Origin of the sequence: Pelomonas lactea (genome assembly GCF_043555885.1) — a bacterium.
Lineage (GTDB): Bacteria > Pseudomonadota > Gammaproteobacteria > Burkholderiales > Burkholderiaceae_C > Pelomonas > Pelomonas lactea.
Window position 1 is genome coordinate 827,271 of sequence record NZ_JBIGHX010000001.1, and the last position, 22,243, is coordinate 849,513.

Annotated in this window: 20 protein-coding genes; 7 read left to right on the plus strand and 13 right to left on the minus strand. The window is 69.6% G+C overall.

What is annotated here, in order from left to right:
• Positions 1–14 precede the first annotated feature (14 nt).
• From ACG04Q_RS03705 to ACG04Q_RS03715, 3 genes are all read right to left on the minus strand, one after another.
• Positions 15–1,214 carry an efflux RND transporter periplasmic adaptor subunit gene (locus ACG04Q_RS03705; protein ID WP_394509471.1) on the minus strand — a complete coding sequence of 400 codons (1,200 nt, stop codon included), beginning with the start codon at positions 1,212–1,214 and terminating at the stop codon, positions 15–17.
• A gap of 177 nt (positions 1,215–1,391) precedes the next feature.
• Entirely contained in the window at positions 1,392–2,957 is a 1,566-nt protein-coding gene (locus tag ACG04Q_RS03710) for a peptide MFS transporter (protein WP_394509472.1), read from the minus strand.
• Between the two features lie 118 nt (positions 2,958–3,075).
• Positions 3,076–4,251: a glycosyltransferase gene (locus ACG04Q_RS03715; RefSeq protein ID WP_394509473.1), complete on the minus strand. Its 1,176-nt coding sequence runs from the start codon at positions 4,249–4,251 to the stop codon at positions 3,076–3,078.
• A 79-nt stretch (positions 4,252–4,330) separates the two neighbouring features.
• On the opposite strand from ACG04Q_RS03715, the gene ACG04Q_RS03720 reads away from it, so the two are divergent.
• Complete coding sequence (locus ACG04Q_RS03720) at positions 4,331–5,701, plus strand: hypothetical protein (protein ID WP_394509474.1); 1,371 nt, start codon at positions 4,331–4,333, stop codon at positions 5,699–5,701.
• Here the strand turns inward: ACG04Q_RS03720 and ACG04Q_RS03725 are convergent.
• The 7 genes from ACG04Q_RS03725 to ACG04Q_RS03755 form a co-directional block, all read right to left on the minus strand.
• Positions 5,698–6,714, minus strand: a complete 1,017-nt coding sequence (locus ACG04Q_RS03725) for a glycosyltransferase family 2 protein (RefSeq protein ID WP_394509475.1) — start codon at positions 6,712–6,714, stop codon at positions 5,698–5,700. The two genes, ACG04Q_RS03720 and ACG04Q_RS03725, sit on opposite strands and share 4 nt — an antisense overlap.
• The gene (locus tag ACG04Q_RS03730) at positions 6,711–8,216 is read right to left on the minus strand and encodes an MptA/MptB family glycosyltransferase (protein ID WP_394509476.1); all 1,506 of its coding nucleotides are present in this window, start codon (positions 8,214–8,216) and stop codon (positions 6,711–6,713) included. The genes ACG04Q_RS03725 and ACG04Q_RS03730 overlap by 4 nt, the downstream gene beginning before the upstream one ends.
• 5 nt (positions 8,217–8,221) lie before the next feature.
• A complete protein-coding gene (locus ACG04Q_RS03735; RefSeq protein ID WP_394509477.1) occupies positions 8,222–9,205 on the minus strand; it encodes a glycosyltransferase family 2 protein in 984 nt (327 codons plus the stop codon).
• A 39-nt stretch (positions 9,206–9,244) separates the two neighbouring features.
• Positions 9,245–9,796 (minus strand): L,D-transpeptidase, encoded by a 552-nt coding sequence (locus ACG04Q_RS03740; RefSeq protein WP_394509478.1) that lies wholly within the window; start codon positions 9,794–9,796, stop codon positions 9,245–9,247.
• Positions 9,797–9,971: 175 nt separating this feature from the next.
• Positions 9,972–10,784, minus strand: coding sequence for a hypothetical protein (locus ACG04Q_RS03745; protein ID WP_394509479.1), 813 nt, complete (start codon positions 10,782–10,784; stop codon positions 9,972–9,974).
• A 37-nt stretch (positions 10,785–10,821) separates the two neighbouring features.
• Complete coding sequence (locus tag ACG04Q_RS03750) at positions 10,822–11,163, minus strand: hypothetical protein (protein WP_394509480.1); 342 nt, start codon at positions 11,161–11,163, stop codon at positions 10,822–10,824.
• A 179-nt stretch (positions 11,164–11,342) separates the two neighbouring features.
• Positions 11,343–12,125, minus strand: a complete 783-nt coding sequence (locus tag ACG04Q_RS03755) for an exodeoxyribonuclease III (RefSeq protein ID WP_394509481.1) — start codon at positions 12,123–12,125, stop codon at positions 11,343–11,345.
• Between the two features lie 181 nt (positions 12,126–12,306).
• On the opposite strand from ACG04Q_RS03755, the gene ACG04Q_RS03760 reads away from it, so the two are divergent.
• The 3 genes from ACG04Q_RS03760 to ACG04Q_RS03770 all read left to right on the plus strand — a co-directional run bounded on the left by ACG04Q_RS03760 (position 12,307) and on the right by ACG04Q_RS03770 (position 16,057).
• Positions 12,307–14,577 carry a TonB-dependent receptor gene (locus tag ACG04Q_RS03760; RefSeq protein ID WP_394509482.1) on the plus strand — a complete coding sequence of 757 codons (2,271 nt, stop codon included), beginning with the start codon at positions 12,307–12,309 and terminating at the stop codon, positions 14,575–14,577.
• 111 nt (positions 14,578–14,688) lie between these two features.
• Entirely contained in the window at positions 14,689–15,357 is a 669-nt protein-coding gene (pyrE, locus tag ACG04Q_RS03765) for an orotate phosphoribosyltransferase (RefSeq protein WP_394509483.1), read from the plus strand.
• A 7-nt stretch (positions 15,358–15,364) separates the two neighbouring features.
• Positions 15,365–16,057, plus strand: coding sequence for a hypothetical protein (locus ACG04Q_RS03770; protein ID WP_394509484.1), 693 nt, complete (start codon positions 15,365–15,367; stop codon positions 16,055–16,057).
• 33 nt (positions 16,058–16,090) lie between these two features.
• Here ACG04Q_RS03770 and gatB read toward each other — a convergent pair whose 3' ends face one another.
• From gatB to gatC, 3 genes are read right to left on the minus strand one after another with little or no spacing between them, the layout of a single operon-like run.
• Positions 16,091–17,542: an Asp-tRNA(Asn)/Glu-tRNA(Gln) amidotransferase subunit GatB gene (gene gatB / locus ACG04Q_RS03775; protein ID WP_394509486.1), complete on the minus strand. Its 1,452-nt coding sequence runs from the start codon at positions 17,540–17,542 to the stop codon at positions 16,091–16,093.
• Positions 17,543–17,544: 2 nt separating this feature from the next.
• Positions 17,545–19,035 carry an Asp-tRNA(Asn)/Glu-tRNA(Gln) amidotransferase subunit GatA gene (gene gatA / locus ACG04Q_RS03780; protein ID WP_394509487.1) on the minus strand — a complete coding sequence of 497 codons (1,491 nt, stop codon included), beginning with the start codon at positions 19,033–19,035 and terminating at the stop codon, positions 17,545–17,547.
• Positions 19,032–19,331 (minus strand): Asp-tRNA(Asn)/Glu-tRNA(Gln) amidotransferase subunit GatC, encoded by a 300-nt coding sequence (gene gatC, locus ACG04Q_RS03785; RefSeq protein WP_394509488.1) that lies wholly within the window; start codon positions 19,329–19,331, stop codon positions 19,032–19,034. The genes gatA and gatC overlap by 4 nt, the downstream gene beginning before the upstream one ends.
• Positions 19,332–19,542: 211 nt before the next feature.
• Here gatC and ACG04Q_RS03790 point away from each other — a divergent pair, with 211 nt between their 5' ends.
• The 3 genes from ACG04Q_RS03790 to mreD all read left to right on the plus strand — a co-directional run bounded on the left by ACG04Q_RS03790 (position 19,543) and on the right by mreD (position 22,236).
• Positions 19,543–20,586, plus strand: coding sequence for a rod shape-determining protein (locus ACG04Q_RS03790; protein ID WP_056191483.1), 1,044 nt, complete (start codon positions 19,543–19,545; stop codon positions 20,584–20,586).
• A 23-nt stretch (positions 20,587–20,609) separates the two neighbouring features.
• Positions 20,610–21,614 (plus strand): rod shape-determining protein MreC, encoded by a 1,005-nt coding sequence (gene mreC / locus ACG04Q_RS03795; RefSeq protein ID WP_394509489.1) that lies wholly within the window; start codon positions 20,610–20,612, stop codon positions 21,612–21,614.
• A gap of 100 nt (positions 21,615–21,714) precedes the next feature.
• Positions 21,715–22,236, plus strand: coding sequence for a rod shape-determining protein MreD (gene mreD / locus ACG04Q_RS03800; RefSeq protein ID WP_394509490.1), 522 nt, complete (start codon positions 21,715–21,717; stop codon positions 22,234–22,236).
• The last annotated feature ends 7 nt before the right edge of the window (positions 22,237–22,243 follow it).

Here is a 22,243-nt window from a genome sequence, read left to right on the forward strand (position 1 = left end):
CTACCGCCTTGGGATTACTTCGAGGCGGCGGAGGCCGGGGCGGGCGCCGGTGCCGGCGCGGCGCCGGGTTGGGCGGCCGGGATGGGCATGCCCTTGTCATCCACCTTCAGCACCTGCGGCGTGACCGGTGCGCCGGGGAAGGCCCGCAGCAGGCCGTCGACGATGACCAACTCGCCGGCCTTGACGCCCTCGACGACGCGCATGCCGTCGATCAGCGCGCCGGGCTTCACGGGCCGCGGCTGCACGATGTTGTTGGGGCCGACGATGAGGACCAGCTTCTGGGTCTGGTCGGTCGTGATCGCGCGGTCCGGCACGACGACGCCAGGGTAGGTGCCGCCGCCGCCCAGCTTCACGCGGGCGTACAGGCCCGGCGTGAACAGGCCGCCCTTGTTGTCGAACACGGCGCGGGCGCGGATGGACGCGGTGGCCGGGTTCAGCCGGTTGTCGACGAAGTCCAGCTTGCCGGTGTGCGGGAAGCCCTGCTCGTTGGACAGGCCCATCTGCACCGCCGTCTGCACCGGCTTGGCCGAGCGCATGTACTTGAGATAGGTCGCCTCGCTGGCGTCGAAGTAGGCATAGACCTTGTCGCTGGAGACGACGGTGGTCAGCACCGGGTCGCCCACGCCGACGAGGTTGCCCGGCGTCACGTTGGCGCGCGACGTGCGGCCGCTGACGGGCGCCGTCACGCTGGCGTACTCCACATTCAGCCTTGCCTGCACCAGCGCGGCCTCGGCGCTCTTCTGGTTAGCCTCGGCGCTGCGCAGCGCGGCGCGCAGCTGGTCGATCTCCTGCTGGCTGACGGCGTTGGCGCTGACCAGCTTCTCGGCGCGGGCGAGGTCCGCCTTGGCCAGCTCGGCCTGCGTTTTTGCGGCGGCGATCTGCGCCTCGGCGCGCGCCACCTCGGCCTTGAAGGCGCGGGCATCGATGGTGAACAGCGGCTCGCCCTTCTTCACCAGTTGGCCTTCCTTGAAGCGCACCGCCTCCACGGTGCCGGCCACGCGGGCGCGCACCTCGACGGTGTCCGGCGCCTCCAGGCGGGCCGTGAACTCGTCGAACTCCTGCACCTCGCGCTGGGTGGCGGGCGCCACCGACACGGGCGGCGGGCCGCCGGCGCCGCCGTGGGCGCCGGCGCCGTCCTGCTTCTGGCCGCAGGCGGCAAGGAGGGCGGCGGCAAGAAGGGGGGTGAGGGTCAGCGCCAGGCTGTGCTTCGTCATGGGGGGCTCCGGGTGCAAGCCGGCGACTGTAAGCAAATCACACCTTGCGCTGTAACCCCAGAACCTAAAGCCCGACCAAGCTGCTGACACCCCTTGTCAACAGCGAGGAACTGTGACCAAAACGAAAAAGCCGCCCTGAGGCGGCTGCGTTAGGCCGGCCAGGCCGGTCGCGGAGCATCAATGGACGCCGTGCATCCACTTCTTCATCAGCGGCGTCATGGCCATCAGCACGACGCCGGCGCCGATGGGGATGAGCGTGAAGATCAGGAAGAACACGGACATCGAATACGTCGACGAGATGTGGTCGATGTAGGAGCCCGTGGAGCCGGCGATCTTGTTGGCGATGGCCGAGTTCAGGAACCAGACGCCGAACATCAGGCCCAGCAGGCGCGTCGGCGCCAGCTTGGAGATGTAGGACAGGCCCACCGGCGACAGGCACAGCTCGCCCATGGTGTGGAACAGGTAGGCCAGCGTCAGGAACATCATGCTGACCTGCGCGGTCTTGGCGCCCTGCGGGATGCCGGCCGAGCCGTAGGACAGCACGGCGAAGCCCAGGCCCAGCAGCACCAGGCCGACGCCGAACTTGACCGGGCCGGACGGGTTCCAGTGCTTCTCCCACATCTTGGAGAACATCGGCGCCAGCACGACGATGAAGAAGCTGTTCAGCACGCCGAACCAGGTGGCGGGCACCTCGCTCTGCTCCATCGCGAACTCGCGGCCCAGCATCCACAGGCACAGGCCCCAGATGATGGCGAAGGCGACGGCCAGCGACACATTGGCCAGCGCGTACTGGCCGCCGGTGGAGCGGTAGAGCTTGAACAGCAGCCAGGTCAGGATGGCCGCGGGCACCAGCGTCATCGCGGTGTTGACGATCTTGAACGCCATGCCGGCCGTGCCGACCAGCGTGCGGTCGGTGTAGTCGGCCGCGAAGATGGTCATGGAGCCGCCGGCCTGCTCGAAGGCGAACCAGAAGAAGATCGTGAAGAACGAGAACACGAAGATGGCCTTGAGCCGGTCGGCGACGACGTTCGCCGGCGTGTCGTCGACCTTTTCCTCGACGACCTTCTTGGCCGCGTCAATCTTGTCGCCGATGGTGCCGAACAGGCCCTGGCTGAGCCAGAACTGGATGGCGCCCAGGATCATGAAGATGCCCGCCAGCCCGAAGCCGAGGTTCCAGGAGATCTTCTCGCCGATGTAGCCGCACAGCGAGATGCCGAAGAAGGCACCGGCGTTCACGCCCATGTAGAACAGCGTGTAGCCGCCGTCACGGGCGCCCTCGTTGTCCTTGCCGTAGAGCTGGCCGACGATGGCCGAGATGTTGGGCTTGAACAGGCCCGTGCCCAGCACCACCAGGCCCAGGCCGGTGTAGAACATCGGCACCGTCTCCATGAACAGCGCGATGTGGCCGGCCGCGATGATGAAGCCGCCCAGCAGCACCGAGCGCCGCGTGCCCAGCAGACGGTCGGCAACATAGCCGCCGAGGATGGGCGTGAAGTACACGAACATCGTGTACCAGCCGTACAGGTTGGTTGCATCGGCCCGGCTCCAGCCCCAGCCGCCCTTGCTGGCCTCGGTGACCAGGAACAGCACGAGCAGCGCCCGCATGCCGTAGTAGGAGAAGCGCTCCCACATCTCCGTGAAGAAGAGGACGAAGAGCTGGTTGGGCTGGCCGAGGATGGTGGTGGCCGGCGTCGGGGTTGCCGCGCGGCCGGCCGCGGCGGCCGTGGTGGAGGTGGTGGTCACGTCTGTCGTTCCAAGTGAAACCGGGGGCGCGGGCGGTAACCCGCTGGAAAGGGCGGAATTGTCCGGTCTGGCGCCGGCAAACCCGAGGCCATCCACCCAGGGATTGCCCTGGGTTGGGTCAGTCTCTCGCGGCCGCCGCGATCGTGCGCTCCAGATAGGCGCGCCACAGAGGCAGGGCCCGCGCTGGCAGAAATTCCTCCAGATAGGCCCGCCCGGCGGCCGCGCGCCGCAACGCTTCGTCCCGGCCCTGCGGCCCCAGGCGCTCGGCAAGCGCCTGGGCCAGCGCCCGCGGCTCTTCACGGGTGACCCAGCCGCGCTCGCCCCCTCCCAGCATCTCCGCCGGGCCGGACGGGCAGTCGTAGGCCACGACAGGCAGCCCCAGGTCGAAGGCCTCCAGGATGACCGTCGGCCAGGCCTCGTAGAGCGAGGTCATGACCAGGGCATCGCATTCGGCGAACAACGGCCGAGGATTGGGGTCGGCGCCCAGCCAGTGCAGCCGGTCACGCACGGGCGACGCGCGGCACGCGGCCTCGAACTGTTCGCGCTCGGGGCCGTCACCCACGAATGCCCACTGCACACGCTGGCCCAGCCCATGCAATTCGACGGCCGCCGCCAGCGCATCCTCCCAGCGCTTCTGTCGCACGATCCGTCCCAGGACGAGGATCACCGGCTCGCCGACGGCCCGCAGGGCCCGCAGGCGCGGCAGCGCGGTGGACTGCGCCGCAAAGGCGCCGCGCACATAGAGGTTGGGCAGGTGCGCCCAGCCGGGGGGCCGAGCCCCCCGCTGGCGCACCATGCTCGCCAACGTCGACTCGCTGACGCAGACGAGGCGCGGCAGCCGCGGGATGAACCGGTAGTAAAGCAAGTTCTGCACGCTGTCGCGCAGCCAGTTGGTGGTGGCCCCCGCGCGCTCTCGGCGGCGGCCATCGATGTCGTAATGCACCCATCCCACCGCGGGCTTGCCGCTGCGCCAGCCGGCCCACCAGGCAACCAGGCTGGACGGTGGGCAGGTGCCAACGAGGCAGTCGCTGTCGCGCGCCAGCCTTGTGGCCTCGCGCAACGCAACCCAGGTCTTGCGCAGCTTCGCGAACAGCGACTCGGTGCGCCGGCGCGCCTGCTCGGGCCAGACGATGCGCGGATCGGTGTCCGACAGGCCGGTCTTGTCGCTCATGCAGACCAGCGCGCGGCAGTCGATCTGCGCGGCGGTGGCGGCGTCCATCAGGTTGAGCGCCACGCGGTGGGTACCGCTCAACTCCAGGTTGTCGAAGAGGATCAGCAGCTTCAGCGGTCGCATACTCGGCAAGGGCTCCGGGGCGCCGCCACTATCGCATCGTCGCGCAGGCATGATGACGCCCCTCAGCCTGCCGACACGGATGCCCGCCCCCACCCTCTCCCCACCGGTGCCCCCGCCCGAGCCGCAGCCCCCGGCGCGCGCCGCGACCGCCCCCAACAGCGGCGACGGCAGCTACCTGGCGCACCGGGCGGTGCAGCTGCTGGGCGCGGGCGCCATGGCGTTCGGCGCGACGCTGTGGCTGCCGCCCGCGGAGGCCGGCTTCTACTTCATGCTGCTGAGCCTGCTGGGCGCCCAGGCGCTGCTGGACGCCGGCAGTTCTACCGTACTGCTGAGCTTCGTGGCCCGCGCGATGCGACATCTGCACTGGGCCGCGCCGGACCGGCTGGCGGGCTCAGCCGCCGCCGTCGCGCGGCTTGGAGACCTGACCCGGCTGGCGCTGACGTGGGCGGTGGCGTCGTCCGCACTGGCGCTGGCCCTGGTGCTGCCGCTGGCCCTGCTGCTGCTCCGCCTGAGGCCGGAGGGCGTCCAGATCGACCCGGGCGGCCAGATCACCGTGTGCACCATCGCCGCGCTGGCGCTCTACCAGCTCGGCGCCGCCCTGCCTCAGGTGCTGGAAGGCACGGGCCGCGTCAGCGACGTAGCGCGCATGCGCGCCCTGCTGGATGTGCTGGCCTACACCGCCGCGGTGGCCTGCCTGCTGGCAGGGAACGGCCTGTGGGCGCCCGCGGTGCTCTGGAGCCTGCGCGGCGCGGGGCAGCTGCTATGGAGCCTCGCGTGGACACGGCGCCTGCTCGGGCGAAGCCGCCCGCGCTGGCTCCGCCGACGGCTGGCATGCACGATGGCGCCGATGCAAGGCCGGCTGGCGTTGTCGTGGACGGTCGGCTTTCTGGGGCTGCAGACGATGGTGCCCATCAGTTATGCGCTGCTGGGGCCGGCGCTGACGGGACGGATCGGCCTGGGGCTGTTTCTCGCCAACGGCGTACTGATGCTGGCGACCGCGCCCGTGTCGTCGCGCGCGCCCGAACTCGGCCGCCTGGGGGCGCAACGCGCGTGGCGCTTGTTCGACGACCTGGCTGCCCAGGCCCTGAGACGCAGCCTGGGCCTGGCGCTGGCCGGCCACACGCTGACGCTTCTGGGCGTGGCAGCCGCGGGGGCGCTGTTCGCCGAGGTGGCCGAGCGCCTGCCCGAACCCAGCTGGTTGGCCTGGCTGGCCCTGTCCAGCTTGGCGAGCACCGCCATCCAGGCCATTGCGACGGCGTTGCGCGCCTGCGGGCGGGAACCCTTTCTGGCAGCCACGCTGTGGGGGGCGGCGCTGCTGCCGCCCGCCCTGCTCATCGGTGCCGGCGGGTGGGGCGCGCCCGGCTTGTGCCTGGCGCATCTGCTGCTGAACGGCGGGTTGGGACTGCCCTGGGCGCTGCGTCTGCGGCGCCGCTTCCGGGAGACACGCTAGATGCGCTTCATCGGGTCCTGCAGCACGTTGCGGCCGGCCTGGTCGCCCAGGCGCCACCTGGCGAAAGCCTCGACCACCGGGCGTGTGAGGCGAGGCGCGACGAACAGCCAGCCCAGGCCCCAGGCCAGCCAGGCCCGGGCCGAGCGCAGGCGCCCGCCGAAGCGCCGATAGCGGATCTGTCGCCACGTCCAGCGCGCGCCGGCGCCATCGCCCGACTGACAGGCGCTCGCCAGCAGCTGCCGCGCCAGCCCCAGCAGCTCGGGCTGAATGTCGGCTTCCATGCGCGCCATGAGCATGTCGCGCTGGCGCTGGGTCAACGGCAGGTCCGCCGCCGTCGAGAACGCGAGAGCCGCGCCGATCATCGACCAGGACGCCGCCAGGTCGGGCGGCTCCCATCGGACGATGCGCTCCATCGACAGTCGCACGCGCCCGTTCTCACCCAGCGAGAACAGCAGCGCGGCGAGATGCGAGATCCAGCTCGACATGTACGCATAGGCCAGCCGCAAACGCGGCTTCAGGCGCGGCGCCCGGACCACCGTCGCGGACAACAGGAGCAGGTTGGACAGGGAATCCGCACGCGCCAGGAAGTCGTCTGCCCCGCGCAGCTCGCGCACCTCGCGACGGTCATAGAGCTCGCAGCGGTAGTTCACGCCCACGAGCCCGTCGTCCGCCGCCTCGATGTCTGCCAGGATGCACGCCACCGCGCCGGGAAGCGGCGTGTCGTCATCACCCAGGATCCACAGCCACTCGGTCTCGCAGACTTCGAGACAGCGCAGCACGTTGGCCCCGCCGCCGATGTTGCAGACGTTGCGCACCACGCAGACGTCGGAACGGCCGGCGATCAGCGCCTCGAGGGTGGCCGCCACCGGCACCGGCGACGCGTTGTCCCGAATCACCAGGTTCACACCCGCCCGCAGCTGCGGCAGCAGCGCCGCCACCGTGCGGGCCAGTTGCTCATTGCGGTCAAACGTCGGGATGGCGATGGTCAGCAGACCGGGAGATGCCAGGTTCATGAGGTGGCTCCGGGAATGCGTCCACGCAGCATGGCCCGCATGCACGCCCACGCGCACGCCAGCAGCAACAGGTACAGCGCCAGGTTGGCCGCGAACACAACGTCGCGGTCGCCGCGCACCGTGTAGATGACCAGCGGCACGTAGGCCACCGACAGCCGCAGCGCCAGCGTGCGCGCCGCCTCGCCGGGCAGCACGAACGCGAAACCCATCAACCACGTCAGGTACCACTCCTGGTTGGACGTGTTGACGAGCAGGAAGTACAGCAGCGTCGCCAGCAGGCACAGCTCGATGCCGGCCTGGAAGGGGTCGCGCTTGAGCCGCGGCCAGTAGCGCCAGCACATCAGCGCGTACACGGCCATGTAGGCCAGGCGCAGCACGCCCGCGAGGTCTTCGCGCGCGATCAGCGCGGGCGGCGCGCCGAACAGCGCCGGCAGCGCATGGCGCGTCACCGCATCCACCAGGTGAAAGATGCTGCTGCGATAGACGTGTACGCCCGTGCTCAGCAGGTGCGACACATGCTCCGTCGACGCCGGGTAGAGCTTGGCCCACGCCAGCACCGCCAGCCCGAAACCCATGACCAGCAGCGCGGGCGCTTGCAGCGTGCGCCAGTGCAGGCGCAGCGGCCCAGGCTGCAGCAGCGCCACGGCCGCCATGATGGGCAGGAAGACCAGCGGAAAGTACTTCAGGCTGAACGCCGTGCCCAGCGCCACGCCGGCGGCCAGCACGTGCTGGCGACGCAGCAGGCTCAGCGCGCCCAGCACGCACAAGTTCATCAGGTGATCGTTGTGCGCGCAGGTGGCCACGCTGAACAGGATGAGCGGGTTGGCCGCGTAGCCGAACAGCGCCGCCTTGCGCCAGGCCGGCGGTGACAGCCGATACACCAGCGCGCTGGCCGCCGCATGCAGACCCAGGTAGAACAGCTTGTGCAGCGCCAGTGCCAGCTTCTCGTTGCCACCGGACAAGCCAGCCAGCCCCGCGGCGATCTTCTGGAACAGGGGGCCGTAGGCCGTCGTGCCTTCGAGGAATCCGGGGTAGACGTTGGCGAACATCGGGTCGTTCGCGAAGCCGGGGATCTGTCCCATCGGCTGCCGGTACGGATTGAGCCCGTAGTGCGCGTCCACCCAGCCGGTGCCGATGTAGAAGAACACGTCCGGGCTGACCCAGGGCATGCCGAGGGCAAAGACGATGGCGACGAGCGCCGACGCTGCCGCGATGCGCGGCAAGGACACCGCGTCGGGCTGCCGGATCACCCGCAGCAGCGTGGCCGCATACAGCAGGCCCAGCACCAGCATCAGCACCAGATGCAGCGCCCGCCCCTGCAGCACACGCTCGGCGGCGACGCGAGGGTCGCTGCCATTGAACAGGCCGAGGAAGTAATCGAACTCGAACGTCGTCAGCTGCAGAGGCGACTGCCACCACAGCCGCGCCGACACCGCCATCGTCGCCAGCGCAACGGCCAGATAGCCCCAGAACAGCCAGCCGACGCCGCGGCCGGAGGGCATGCGGCTCACGGCTCGGCCCCGCCCGAATGCCGCGGCAACGCCGGCCCCGGCGGCAAGTTGACGCGCTCCTTCTCGATGACCAGCGGCCGCCGGCTGACCTGCGTGTGGATGGCTCCCACGTACTCGCCGACGATGCCGATGAAGAAAAGCTGCACCGCACCGAAGAAGAACAGGCCGATGATGATGGGCGCCGTGCCGACGGTGAAGTACTGCCAGAACAGCAGCTTGGCCACCAGGTAGCCCAGCGACACCAGCAGGCTGGCCGCGCTGAGCGTGAAGCCGGCCAGCGTGGCCAGCCGCAGCGGCAGCTTGGAGTGGCTCGTCAGCCCCAGCATCGCCAGGTCGTACAGCGTGTAGAAGTTGTTCTTCGTGATGCCGCGCACACGCGCCGGCTGCTCGAACTCGATGGTCGCGTAGCGGATGCCCAGCTCGGCGATGAGGCCGCGAAAGTAGGGGTACGGGTCGCCCAGCTCGCGGATCATCGTCACGACGGAGCGGTCGTACAGCCCGAAGCCGGTGAAGTTGGCGATCACCGGCACGTCGGCCATGCGGCGCAGCGCGCGGTAGTAGGCACGCCGCAGAGCCGCCATGGCCCAGGTCTCGCGCGAATGCGGCTTCACGCCCAGCACGATCAGTTCGCCGGCGCGCCAGCGGGCCACGAACTGCGCGATCAGCTCCGGCGGGTCCTGCAGGTCAGACGCCATGCAGATGACGGCCTGCCCGCTGGCCTGGTACATGCCGTGCAGCGGCGAGCGCACATGCCCGAAGTTGCGCGCGTTGACGATCAGCTTGACGCGTGGGTCCGCCGCGGCCAGCGCCTTGACCTGCGCCACCGTCGCGTCGGTGGAGCCGTTGTCCACGTAGATGTGCTCGAACTCGAAGTCGGCGGCCGGGCCGCCGGCATCGAACTGCGCCTTGATGCGCTGGTGCAGCTCGACGACGTTGTCGGCCTCGTTCAGGCAGCTGGTGACGATGCTGATCAGGGTCATGGGCGCGCATCCTAGGGCCGCGCCGCCCCGTTCAGGCGCTCAAGGCGCCGCGGTGCGTGACTTGCCGCCGCCCGCAGCCACCGCCTCGTCGCGTTCCGGCAGGATGTAGACCAGGCTGGCGCCGCGGCCCAGCGTGGGCAGCACGACGGCGTCGAAGAACGCCGGGTCGACGACCACGCAGCCCAGCGTGATGCGGCGTTCCTGCAGGTTGTCCGACGCCAGACGCTCGCGCCGGCGCTCGCTCGCGGGCGCCGGGCGCAGGCGATGAATGGCGAGGTTGGCCGCGTAGTCGAACCAGACGACGCGTTCGCCGCTCAGGTTACGGCCCGGCACGGCCTCGAAGCGACCGGCCGGCGTCACCCGCTCGCGGGTGTTCAGGGCACTGGGCGCCTTGCCGCGCGCGCTGGCCGGCTCGCGGTCGCCGGGCGTCAGCCCCAGCAGCGTGGCGGCGCGGCCGACGAGGCGACCGTCGGCGGCGTACACCGCCAGCGTTGCCCTGCGCTTGTCCACGACGGCGAACGGGCGGGCATCCGCGGCGTCATGCGCGACGGGCCGCGGCGAGACCTCGGCCGTGGCGGGCGCGGCCGACATGGCGCCCCACGCGATCACGATGCCCGTGACACCGCCCCTGAACCACCGGCTTGCCCACCTGCTGCCCACCTGCTGCCCCATTCATGAAGGCGGGCGCGACCGCGCGCCAGCCCGGCGGGCAGTCTAGGAAGGCAGGCCCGCGGCGCACAGCCGAGGACTTCACGGTTTGGCGGTGTTACCTGTTTGGGGCAGACAGCTGGGCCAGCTGCGGCGCCGCGGCCGCGGCAGGGAAGAAGGCCGCCAGCGGTTCGCGCTCGGGCAGCACATAGACGATGCCACGCCGCTGGCCGATGTGGGGCCAGACGGTTTCGTCAAAGAACGCCACCGGCACATTGATGCAGCCCCAGCTGATGCGGTTGTCCGCGGCGGTCTTGGTCGCCAGGCGTTCGAGCCGACGCTCGGCCGGATTGGTCGCGCGCACGCGGTGCATGGAGACGGCCGCGTCGTAGTCGACCCAGACGACGTCCTCGCGCAGCGCATTGCGCCCGGGGGCCGACTCGAAGCGCCCGGCAGGCGTCGTGCGCTCGTGAGGCTGGATCTGGTCGATCGCCTTGTTGCCAATGCCCTCGACGCTGCGGTCACCCGCCGCGTAGCCCAGCAGCACGGGGCTGGTGCCCAGCAGCCGGCCGCCGGGGGCGAACACGTAGACCTGCGCGCGGCGCTTGTCGACGATGGCGAAGGGGCGGCGCCCGTTGTCTCCCTCGCGCACCGCCCAGGCAGCCACCTGGGTCACATCGCGGGGCGCGTTGATGCCGGCCATGTCCAGCTGACGGGGCAGCGCGGCGCTGTCGGCGGCGGCAGGCAGCGCACGTGACGCCGAGACGGCGGGCGCCGGCTCGGGCGCGCTGCGCTTGAATCCTTGGCCTGCGACCAGGTAGAGGACGGCCAGGGCGAGGACGGCGAACAGCACGCCCTGCGCCAAGCCGGCGATCACGTCGCGCCGCCGGCGGGCGGCGGCGACGTGCTCGGGAGGCGCTCCGAAACGCATGGCTGGTGACGGAGGCGTGTCTTACCAACTCGTCCGGTCAGTTGCGGTCAGCGCGGGGGGCCGGCTCGTCGGCGGGCGCGGACATGGGCGCCGGCTGGGTGCCGCTGTCCTGCGGCAGCGGCGTGGTGGTGGTGTCGGCCGGCGGCGTCGTGCGTGCCGGATCGTCGGCCCGCTGTTGCTGCTGCAGGGTGTTGGCCGTCGTGTTGTCGACGGGCGGCAGCGCGCTCGGGTCGGCCGGCGTCTCCTCGCTGGGCATGACGACCGCGGGGGTGTCGACAGGCTGCGTGGGTTGCTCGTCGGACTGGGCCCAGGCGAAGCTGATGCCGGACACGAGGGCGACGGCGGTGAGTGCGGAGGTGGCGGTCTTGAGGGCGGACATGGGGACTCCTTTCAAAGCGGTGAACCGGCCATGGAGCGCCGGCTGGCGAGGCCGGGATTTCCACCGGCTGGAATCCACTCTAGGAGGGTCACCCTGCCGCCGGGGTCGGCACCCGGCCCGACGCGCTGTAGGAGTTGCCGCCACCCCGTAGCGGCTCGTTACCCCGCGTTAAATCGCGCTCAGAGCGAGAAGTCGTAGTCGATGGTCAGCGGTGCGTGGTCGCTGAACAGCTGGCCCGTGTAGATGGACTCGGCCTTGGCCAGCGCGGCGATGCCGGGCGTGGCGAGGTGGTAGTCCAGCCGCCACCCGACGTTGTTGGCGCGCGCGTTGCCGCGGTTGCTCCACCAGGTGTACTGCTCGGCCTTCTGGTTCAGCGTGCGGAACACGTCTACCACGCCACCCTCGTCCAGCAGCTTGGTCATCCAGGCCCGCTCCTCGGGCAGGAAGCCACTGTTCTTCTGGTTGCCGCGCCAGTTCTTCAGGTCGATCTCCTTGTGCGCGATATTGACGTCGGCCACGAGGATGAATTCCCGCTCGGCCTTGAGCGCCTGCAGGTGCGGGAACATGGCGTCCAGGAAGCGGTACTTGACCGCCTGGCGTTCCTCCCCGCTGGTGCCGCTGGGGAAATAGACGCTGATGAGGCTGAGCTTGCGGCCCGGCTTGTCGAAGCGCTTTTCCACCCAGCGCCCTTCGCCGTCGAACTCCGCAATCCCCAGCCCGGTGACCACGTCGCTGGGCTCCTCCCGGGTGTACAGCCCCACGCCCGAGTACCCCTTCTTCTCGGCATAGTGGAAATGGCCGTTGAGCTTGTCGCAGCTGCGGAACTTGCTCTCCACGACGTCGGCCTGGGCCTTGAGCTCCTGCACGCCGACGGCATCGGCCTGCTGCTGGGCCAGCCAGTCGAAAAAGCCCTTGCTGGCGGCGGAACGGACGCCGTTGAGGTTGGCGGTGATGAAGCGCATCGGGACGGGTGGGGGCGGCAAAACCCCAGTATCGCAGTGCAGCAAATGCACAACAGCGACGGGTCGCTGTCATCACGAAACCGTCACGCGATCTTTACTATTCCGTAGCAATCCAGAGGCATCACAAATGCCCGCACCGCTCTTCCCCCGTCCGTCTGCCCATCAACTCCGAGGATTTCTCATGCCCAAGATGCTATCCACCCCGACCCTGCTCGCGCTGGCGTTGGGTGCGGCCTTTCCGCTGCAGTCCGCCGTCGCCCAGGCCGCGCCGGAGCCCGAAGCCAAGAAGGATGTGAACCAGCTGCAGGCCGTCATCGTCACCGGCAGCCGCCGGGCCGAGAACTTGAAGGACGTGCCGCTGTCGATCTCGGCGATCAAGTCCGAGGAACTGGACACCTACAACGCCAGCGGCCAGGACATCCGCGCGCTGTCGGGCAAGGTGCCCAGCCTGAACATCGAGTCCGACTTCGGCCGCACCTTCCCGCGCTTTTACGTGCGCGGCCTGGGCAACACCGATTTCGACATGAACGCGTCCCAGCCGGTGGGCCTGGTCTATGACGACGTCGTGCAGGAAAGCATCGCGCTGAAGGGCTTCCCGGTCTTCGACATGGCGCAGGTGGAACTGCTGCGCGGCCCGCAGGGCACGCTGTTCGGCCGCAACTCGCCGGCCGGCGTCATGAAGTTCGACTCCGCCAAGCCCGGCAAGAACTTCGAGGGCTACGCCAACATCGGCTTCGGCCGCTGGAACGCCGTCAACCTGGAGACCGCCGTCAACCTGCCGGTCAGCAGCGACCTGCAGTTGCGCGTGGCCGGCCTGGTGCAGCGTCAGGACGACCGCGTGCACAACCCGCTGGCCGCCAGCCTGGGCGCCACCGCCGACCTCGAGGGCTACAACGACAAGGCCGTGCGCGTGCAGGCGCTGTACAAGAACAGCGGCTTCGAGGGTCTTTTCAAGGTGCAGGCCCGCGACTTCAAGGGCACGGCCACGACCTTCCGCGCCAACATCATCAAGAAGGGCACCAACGACCTGGTCGACGGCTACGACGACGCCTACTACCCGACGGACGGCTACAACTCGCAGACGCTGAAGTCCAGCGAGGTCAGCGCCCGGCTGCGCTGGGACTTCACCGGCATGTCGCTCTACTCGATCACATCGCACGCCCGAGCGAAGTTCTACAGCCGCGGCGACGTGGACGGTGGCTTCGGCGCACCCTACGCACCGCCGTCCGGCCCCGACTACGGCAGCCAGAAGGCCAACATCCCGTTCGACGCCCAGACCGCCGACGGCATCCCCTACCTGCGCCAGACCACGCAGGAGTTCCGCCTGCAATCGACCACCGCGGATGCGCTGCAGTGGATCCTGGGCCTGTACTACTTCAATGAGAAGCTGCAGGTGGACAGCTTCAACTTCGACAGCTTCAACGCCGGCGACACGCAGAACGGCTATGCCGTGCAGCACCAGAACGCCAAGTCCTGGGCGGCGTTCGGCAACGTGAAGTACACCGTCACGCCGGAACTGAAGCTCACGGCCGGCCTGCGCTACACCGACGACAAGAAGGATTTCGACGCCGCGCGCACGCAGACGCCGTTCGGTGGCGCCAACGTCGGCCCGCTGACCGCCAATCCCAAGTCCACCAACTGGAGCTGGGACTTCGGCGCCAACTACGCGCTGAGCAGCAGCACCAGCCTGTTCACGCGCATCGCCACCGGCTACCGCGCGCCCAGCATTCAGGGCCGCGTGCTGTTCGGCAACACCATCTCGGTGGCCAATGCCGAGAAGGTGTTGTCCGTCGAAGCCGGCTTCAAGGCCGACCTGCTGGACAACACGGCCCGCATCACCGGCACCGTGTTCAAGTACCGCGTGAAGGACATGCAGCTGACCGCGGGCAGCGGCGGCGTCAACCAGAACCGCCTCATCAACGCCGCCAAGGCGGAAGGACAGGGCTTCGAGATCGACGCCCAGGCCATCATCGCCCGCGACTGGCGCACGACGCTGGGCTTCTCGTACAACGACACCCAGATCAAGGACGCCAACCTGTTCGCCGCCCCGTGCGGTGCGTCCTGCACGGTGCTGGATCCGGCCGGCCCGCTGGCCGGCACGGTCAGCATCAACGGCAACCCGCTGCCGCGCGCGCCCAAGCTCGTCTGGAACTGGACGCTGAAGTACAGCACCCAGCTCGGCAACGGCGAGCTGGCCGTGCTGACCGACTGGGCCTACAAGGACAAGTACAACATGTTCCTGTACGAGGCCGTGGAGTACCGCGCCAAGTCGGCGCTGGAAGGCGGCCTGCGCGTGAGCTACGGCTGGGCCGATGGCAAGTACGAAGTCGCCGCGTTCGGCCGCAACATCACCAACCACCGCCAGGTCGTCGCCGCCATCGACTTCAACAACCTGACCGGCATCGTCAACGAACCGCGCAGCTACGGCGTGCAGTTCAAGGCCTCGTTCTGAGCGCCGCCTGACGACAAGCGGGCCCGGCCCGCGACTCGGTGAAAACCAGCTCACGGCTCGGCCTCTTCTAGGGGTCGAGCCTGTTTTTTTGACCCCTAGAATCCCGCGGACATGTCCGCCGCGCCCACCGATTCCCTCGCCCAGTCCTTTGTTGCCTTTGCCGTCGAGGCGGGCGTGTTGCGCTTCGGCGAGTTCAAGACCAAGGCCGGGCGGCTCAGCCCGTACTTCTTCAACGCCGGCCTGTTCGACGACGGCGCCAAGCTGGGCCGGCTGGCCGGCTTCTACGCCGAGCGCCTGATCGCCTCCGGCCTGGCCTTCGACATGATCTTCGGCCCTGCCTACAAGGGCATCACGCTGGCCGCCGCCGTGTCCATGGAGCTGGCCCGCCGCGGCCGCAACGTGCCCTTTGCCTACAACCGCAAGGAAGCCAAGGACCACGGCGAAGGCGGCACCCTCGTCGGCGCGCCGGTCAAGGGCCGCGTGCTCATCATCGACGACGTCATCTCCGCCGGCACCTCCGTGCGCGAGTCCATCCAGATGATCGAGGCCGCCGGCGCCACGCCCTGCGGCGTCGCCATCGCACTGGACCGCCAGGAGAAGGCGGCCGAGGGCGGCGTCGACAGCCCGCACTCTGCCGTCCAGCAGGTGCAGCAGCGCTACGGCCTGGACGTCGTCGCGGTGGCCGGCCTGGCCGACCTGCTGACCTTCCTGGACGGCGCCCCCGACCTGGCTGCCCACCGCCCCGCCGTCCAGGCCTACCGAGAGCGTTACGGGGTCTGACCCGCCGATGCGCACGCCGATCGTCGCTGCCGCCCTGCTGATCGCCGCGCTGGCCGCACACGCCCAGGAGGCCGTGGGCAAGGGCATCTACACCTGCACGACGGCCGACGGCCGGCGGCTGACCAGCGACCGGCCCATTCCCGAATGCACGTCGCGCGAGCAGCGCGTGCTCAACGCCGACGGCTCGCAGCGCGCGACGCTGCCGCCCTTCCTCAGCCCCGAGGAGCGCGCCGCCAAGGAGGCCGCCGATCGCCGCGCCGCAGCCGAGCGGCTGGCCCAGCTGGACGCCATCCGCCGCGACCGCACGCTGGTGCAGCGCTACCCCACCGAGGCGGCGCACCAGCGCGCGCGCAACGCCGCACTGGACGATGCCAACAAGGCCATGCGCATCTCCGAGCGCCGCATCAAGGACCTCGGCGCCGAGCGCAAGCCGCTGCTCGACGAGGCCGAGTTCTACAAGGGCCGGCCGCTGCCCGCCAAGCTCAAGCAGCAGCTGGACGCCAACGACGCCAGCGTCGAGGCGCAGCAGGTGCTCATCGAGAACCAGAAGGCCGAGATCGTGCGCATCAACACGCGCTTCGATGCCGAGCTGGCACGGCTGAAGAAGCTGTGGGCCGGCGCGGCGCCCGGCTCCATGCCGCCGCTGGGCGAGCTGCCCAAGGCGGCGCCGCCGGCCACGCCGTCGGCACCCAAGCGTTGAAGCCTCCCGGCGCACTGAGCGCCGGGGTCACCATCAGCCGAGCTTTTTCTTCAGCAGCTCGTTGACCAGCGCCGGGTTGGCCTTGCCCTTGGTGGCCTTCATGGCCTGGCCCACCAGCGCGTTGAACGCCTTGTCCTTGCCGGCGCGGAACTCGTCGACGGACTTCTGGTTGGCGGCCAGCACCTCGTCGAGGATGGCCTCGATGGCGCCGGTGTCGCTGACCTGCTTCAAGCCCTTGGCGTCGATGACGGCGTCCACGTCCGTGGCTTCACCCGTCCACAGCGACTCGAACACCTGCTTGGCGGCGTTGTTGGAGATGGTGCCGTCCGAGATGCGGGCGATCAGCCTGGTCAGCAGTTCGGGGCCGACCGGCGCGGCGGCTATCTCGGCACCGCTCGCATTCAGCCGCTTGCTGATCTCGCCCATCACCCAGTTCGCCACCAGCTTCGGCACTGCCCCCGCGGCCTTGGCGGCCTCGTAGTAGCGGGCCGTCGCCAGGCTCTGCGTCATCATCGTCGCGTCGTACTCGGGCAGGCCGTCGACCTCGATGAAGCGCGCGGCCATCACGGCCGGCAGTTCGGGCATCTCGCCCTTCACGCGCTCTACCCATTCCGGCGCGATGACCAGCGGCGGCAGGTCGGGGTCGGGGAAATAGCGGTAGTCGGCCGAGTCTTCCTTGCTGCGCATCGCGCGGGTCTCGCCGGTGTCGGGGTTGTAGAGGACCGTGGCCTGCTGGATCTTGCGGCCGTCCTCGATCTCGTCGATCTGCCAGTTCACCTCGTAGTTCACCGCGTCCACCAGGAAGCGGAAGCTGTTGAGGTTCTTGATCTCGCGGCGCGTGCCGAAGGGCTCGCCGGGCTTGCGGACGGACACGTTGACGTCGCAGCGGAACGAGCCTTCCTGCATGTTGCCGTCGCAGATGCCCAGCCACATGACCAGGGCGTGCAGCGTCTTGGCGTACTCGGCGGCCTCCTGGGCCGAGCGCATGTCGGGCTCGGAGACGATCTCCAGCAGCGGCGTGCCGGCGCGGTTCAGGTCGATGCCGCTTTGTCCGTGGTAGTCCTCGTGCAGGCTCTTGCCGGCATCCTCTTCCAGGTGGGCGCGGGTCAGGTTGACGATGTGCTTCTTGTCGCCGACGAAGAACTCCACCTTGCCGCCCTGCACCACCGGGATCTCGAACTGGCTGATCTGGTAGCCCTTGGGCAGGTCGGGGTAGAAGTAGTTCTTGCGCGCGAAGATGGACAGCGGCGCCACCTTGGCGCCCACCGCCAGGCCGAAGCGGATGGCCCGCTCGACGGCCGCGCGGTTCAGCACCGGCAGCGTGCCGGGCAGCGCCAGATCCACCGGCGAGGCCTGCGTGTTGGGCTCGGCGCCGAAGGCGGTGGAGGAGCCGCTGAAGATCTTGCTCTGCGTGGAGAGCTGGACGTGGTTTTCGAGGCCGATGACGACTTCGTAGCCGCGGATGAGTTGGGGCGTCGTGGGCATGATCAGATTCCTGCGGGCGCGGCCAGGTGCCAGTCGGTCGCCTGCTGCAGGGCGTGCGCGGTGTGCAGCAACTGCCCTTCCTTGAAGTAGTTGCCGATCAGCTGCAGGCCGACGGGCATGCCGCCGGCGCCGGCGCCCACCGGCACGCTCATGCCGGGCAGGCCAGCCAGCGAACCGGGCAGCGTGAAGATGTCGGCCAGGTAGGCCTGCGTCGGGTCGTCCTTGCCTTCGCCGTGCTTCCAGGCGACGGTGGGCGCCACCGGGCCGGCGATGACGTCGCACTGCGTGAAGCACTGCTGGAAGTCGTCCGCGATCATGCGGCGCAGCTTCTGGGCCTGCAGGTAGTAGGCGTCGTAGTAGCCGTGGCTCAGCACGTAGGTGCCGATCATGATCCGGCGCTTGACCTCGGCGCCGAAGCCTTCGGCGCGGGTCTTCTTGTACATGTCCAGCAGGTCGTCGTACTTGGCGGCGCGGTGGCCGAACTTGACGCCATCGAAGCGGGAGAGGTTCGAGCTCGCCTCGGCCGGGGCAATGATGTAGTAGACGGGGATGGCCAGCTCGGTGCGCGGCAGGCTCACGTCCACCAGCGTCGCGCCCAGCTTCTCCAGCTCGGCCAGGCCGGCGCGCACCGCGGCGTTCACGTCGGCCGACAGGCCGGCGGGGAAGAATTCGCGCGGCAGGCCGATGCGCAGGCCCTTCAGCGGCTGCGCGGCAGTGGCACCGTCACGGGCGGCCAGCATCTGTGCATGGAAGTCTTGCGGCGGCTGGTTGACGCTGGTGGCATCGCGCTCGTCGAAGCCGCTCATGCTGGACAGCAGCAACGCGCAGTCCTCGGCCGAGCGGGCCATCGGGCCGGCCTGGTCCAGGCTGGAGGCGAAGGCGATCATGCCGTAGCGCGAGCACACGCCATAGGTGGGCTTGATGCCGGTGATGCCGGTGAAGCTGGCCGGCTGGCGGATGGAGCCGCCGGTGTCGGTGCCGGTCACGCCGGGCACGAGGCGCGCCGCCACGGCGACGGCCGAGCCGCCGGAAGAGCCGCCGGGCACGCGGCCCAGGTCCCACGGGTTGTTGGCCGGGAAGAAGGCGCTGTTCTCGTTGGCCGAGCCCATCGCGAACTCGTCGCAGTTCAGCTTGCCCAAGGAGACGGTACCGGCCGCGTTCAGGCGGGCCACGACGGTGGCGTCGAATGGGCTGCGGTAGCCGGCCAGCATCCTGGAGCCCGCCGTGGTGGGCATGTCTGCCGTGACGTAGATGTCCTTGTGCGCGATGGGCACGCCCGCCAGCGCGCCGCCCTGGCCGGCGGCCAGCAGCGCGTCGGCCGCGGCCGCGCGGGCCAGCGCGCCGTCGGCGTCGACATGCAGGAAAGCGCCCAGCGCCTGGTCATGCGCGGCGATGCGGGCCAGCAGCGCCTGCGTGGCCTCGCGGCTGGACAGCGCGCGGGATTTCAGGGCGGCGGCCAGCTCGGCCACGCCCATGTCGTGAACGGGCTTCATTCGATGACCTTGGGAACGAGGAAGAGACCGTCCTCGACGGCCGGGGCGCTCTGTTGGTTGAGCTCGCGCTGGTTGCTCTCGGTGACGACGTCGTCGCGCAGGCGCAGCTGCACCTGCTGGATGGCCGACAGCGGCGTGTACAGCGGCTCGATGCCGGCCGTGTCGACCGCGCTCATCTGGTCGACGATCTTGAAGAAATCGTTCAGGTTGCCGAGCAGGCTGGCGGATTCGGCCGGCTGCAGCTCCAACCGGGCCAGGTTGGCAATGCGGCTCACGTCGTCGTGGCTGAGGCTCATGGAGGGCGTTTTCAGGTGTAAGGATTGAGCCGAAAACCTACTGTGCTAGGGCTCAAAACAGGGGTGTTCGGTTATTATCGCCGCCCATCTTGCAAGCCTTCGAGGCTGCCCGCTTCGCGATGAATTCCGTCGCGGCCCGGGCGGCCTCGCTGTTTATTCAGCCCCCCGATTTCAAGCCGCGCCCTGCCGGCGAGGCTCCCCGCGCCACACCATGTTCGCCTCCCTGCGCCGCTACTTCTCCACCGACCTGGCCATCGACCTCGGCACCGCCAACACCCTGATCTACGTGCGCGGCAAGGGCATCGTGCTGGACGAGCCTTCGGTGGTGTCCATCCGCCACGAAGGCGGCCCCAACGGCAAGAAGACCATCCAGGCCGTCGGCCGCGAGGCCAAGGCCATGCTGGGCAAGGTGCCCGGCAACATCGAGGCCATCCGCCCGATGAAGGACGGCGTCATCGCCGACTTCACCGTCACCGAGCAGATGCTCAAGCAGTTCATCAAGATGGTCCACGACTCGAAGACGTTCAAGCCGTCGCCGAGGATCATCATCTGCGTGCCCTGCGGCTCCACCCAGGTCGAGCGCCGCGCCATCCGTGAATCGGCCCTGGGCGCGGGTGCTTCCGAGGTCTACCTGATCGAGGAACCGATGGCCGCCGCCATCGGCGCCGGCCTGCCGGTGGCCGAGGCCTCGGGCTCCATGGTCGTCGACATCGGCGGCGGCACGACGGAAGTCGGCGTCATCTCGCTGGGCGGCATGGTCTACAAGGGCTCGGTCCGCGTCGGCGGCGACAAGTTCGACGAAGCCATCATCAACTACATCCGCCGCAACTACGGCATGTTGATCGGCGAACCCACCGCCGAAGCCATCAAGAAGAACATCGGCAGCGCCTTCCCGGGCTCCGAGGTCAAGGAGATGGAGGTCAAGGGCCGCAACCTGTCGGAGGGCGTGCCGCGCAGCTTCACGATCTCGTCCAACGAGATCCTGGAAGCGCTGACCGACCCGCTGAACCAGATCGTCTCCGCCGTGAAGAACGCGCTGGAGCAGACGCCCCCGGAACTGGGCGCCGACATCGCCGAGCGCGGCATGATGCTGACCGGCGGCGGCGCGCTGCTGCGCGACCTGGACCGCCTGCTGGGCGAAGAGACCGGCCTGCCGGTGCTGGTGGCCGAAGACCCGCTGACCTGCGTCGTGCGCGGCTGCGGCATGGCCCTGGAGCGCATGGAGCGCCTGGGTTCCATCTTCACCTCGGAATAAGCCTTTAACGCGCCGCGCGCGCCATGCCTCTCGGCACCCTCGACCGCACCCCTCCCGCCTTCTTCCGCCAGGGACCGTCGGCGCTGACCAAGCTCGCGCTGTGTTCGGCGCTGGCCCTCGTGCTGATGGTGGCGGATGCCCGCTTCAAGCTGATGCAGCCGGCTCGCGCCGCGCTGGCGCTGGTGCTGCAGCCGGTGCAGCGCCTGCTGCTGACGCCGGTGGACGCGTGGGAGAACGCCGGCGACTACCTGCGCGGCACCAAGCGCGCGATGGCCGCCGAAGACCTTGCCAAGCGCCAGCTCGCCGCCCAGGCCGAGCGGCTGTCACGCGCCGAGGCGCTGCAGGCCGAGAACGAGCGGCTGCGCAAGCTGCTGGACCTGCGCCCAGCGCTCACCGTGCCATCGCTGTCGGCCGAGGTGCTGTTCGAGGCGCCGGACCCGTTCTCGCGCCGCGTCGTCATCGACCGCGGCGCGACGCAGGGCGTCCAGGCCGGCTCGCCGGTCATCAACGAGGCCGGCGTGCTGGGCCAGGTGACACGCGTCTATCCGCTGTCCGCCGAGGTCACGCTGCTGACCGACAAGGACGCCGCCATCCCGCTGCTGAATGCCCGCACGCAGATGCGCAACGCCGCCGCGGGCCGGGCCGACGGCAGCGGCATGGAGCTGCGCTTCCTGGCCGCCAACGCCGACGTGAAGGTGGGCGACCTGATGACCACGTCGGGCCTGGACGGTGTCTACCCGCCGGGCCTGCCGGTGGCGAGAGTCGCGGCGGTGGACCGCCGTGGCGACTCCAGCTTCGCGCAGGTGCTGCTGGCGCCCATCGCGCAGCCCGACAGCGCGCGACACGTGCTGGTGCTGCAGCCCATGGATCGCCACATCGCCGCCAAGCAGGAGGCCGAGGTGGCCGCAGCGGCCGAGGCGGCGTCTGCCGCCGAAGCCAAGGCCGTGGCCCGCGAGGCGAAGAAGGCGGCACGCGCCGAGAAGGCCGCGGAGAAAGCCGCTGCCAAGGCATCGGGAGCCGCGCCATGATCATGCTGGCCTGTCTGCCCCCCGCCGCTTCGCGACGCCCCCCCGAGGGGGCCGGGCCTTGGTTGGGGCGGCCCGGCGCGCGGCCCATGGGGAGCGCGCCATGATCATGCCGCGCGCCGCCGAGAAGCTGCTGCTTCCCGCCAACCCCTGGTTCATCGCGTTCACGCTGATCGTCGCGCTGATGATCGACATGGTGCCGGTGGGCCGTGTTGCGGCGATGCCCGATGTACTGGCCGTCGTGCTGGTGTTCTGGGGCGTGCACCAGCCGCGCCGCGTGGGCGTGCTGTGGGCCTTCATCTTTGGCGTGCTCATCGACGTGCACGACGGCGCCGTGCTGGGCCAGCATGCGCTGGCGTACAGCGGCCTGAGCTTCGGCGCGATCACGCTGCACCGCCGGCTGCCCTGGTTCTCGCTGGGCGCCCAGGCCATCCAGGTGCTGCCGCTGTTCGTCGCGGCACATGCGCTGGCCGTCGTCGTGCGCCTGCTGGTGGGCGGCATGTGGCCGGGCTGGACGGTGCTGCTGGCGCCGGTGTTCGAGGCCGCGCTGTGGCCGGTGGCCAGCGTGTTGCTGCTGGCGCCGCAGAAGCGCGCGCCGGATCGCGACGCCAACCGGCCGTTGTGATGCGCCC